At 44.1% G+C, this 1,109-nt stretch carries 1 protein-coding gene; it reads left to right on the top strand.

Going from position 1 to position 1,109, the window contains the following annotated elements; all coding sequences use genetic code 11:
* Positions 1 to 60: 60 nt before the first annotated feature.
* On the top strand, positions 61 to 1,109 hold a 1,049-nt coding region (locus tag ACFIK0_RS09180; protein WP_375663883.1), incomplete at its 3' end, for a DUF3792 domain-containing protein.

The following is a 1,109-nucleotide window of genomic DNA, read 5'->3' as shown; positions in this document are numbered from 1 at the left end:
CTTTTGGAACATAATTTGCAAAAAGGCATTGTATCTCCAGCATATTCAAGGAGATAAAACATGGAAACTCGCATTCCTGAAAACACACCATTCGAGACGAATTTTCTAGGAGAAACATCTCTAGAAGAAAAATATTCACTCTTTCACACACCCATTTCATGGTCCGCAATCTTTGCGGGACTGGTGACAGCTCTTGCCACCTCAATCTGCCTTTCTTTTCTGGTCGCCGCTTTAGGCTTAAGCCAAATGGATTTTACTTCTTCAACCCCATTTGAAGGCTCTTTCCTCTCCTTTGGCGTGGGCTCTGTTATCGTTACACTGATTAGCCTAGCCTTGGGAGGCTTTGTAGCTGGACGTTTTGCTGAAACCTCAGGGACTCTTCATGGCTTTCTCACCTGGGCTCTCATAACATTGCTGATGACCCTCCAAGCCATCCACGTGGTTTCTAGTACAGCAAAGATAGGAGCTAAAACGGCTCTAGAAAACAGCTCCATGGTCCAACAAACCGTGGACAGCCTCAAAAACAATATTTCCCCCATACTTGCAAACTTAAACAGCGAAAGTCTTGAAAAGTTTTTTGCAAAAAATAGTGACAATGGCATCAATTTTGACCAACTTTCGAGTGAATTGCGCACCCTTCTCAATAAAAGCGACATTCCTGCTCTCAACCCTGAGCGCTTAAAACAAACCTATCAAGCTGCACTCAATGATATTGGTTCTGCGATAACAGCTTTCAAAAATGATCCTTCTTACTATCGCACCACTTTAAAAAATCTTGGTGAGCGTCTGTCTGATCGTGTAGAAGATCTCACGACAAAATTTGATCGAAGTGATATCATCAAGGCCCTTGTGACCGATGGCATGTCCCGTGCGGATGCACAAACAGCAGTAAACCGTGCCGTCCAACTCTATCAAAGCGCAGAAGAAAAGACCGAAAAAGCCATCAAAGTCCTTGAAGAACGGGCAGAAACACTCTCAGACAATCTTGAGGATACGATCAAGGGAGCAAAAAACACTGCGACTAAAGCCACAAAAACAGCCTCCAATATGGGGTGGTGGGGCTTTTTAGGCAGTCTGGTAGGCGCCATTATTTCCAGTGTTTTTGGCTA

The organism is Bartonella sp. CL63NXGY (genome assembly GCF_042194905.1).
In the GTDB taxonomy this organism is placed as follows: Bacteria; Pseudomonadota; Alphaproteobacteria; order Rhizobiales; family Rhizobiaceae; genus Bartonella.
This window is presented reverse-complemented; position numbering and strand designations above follow the sequence as displayed.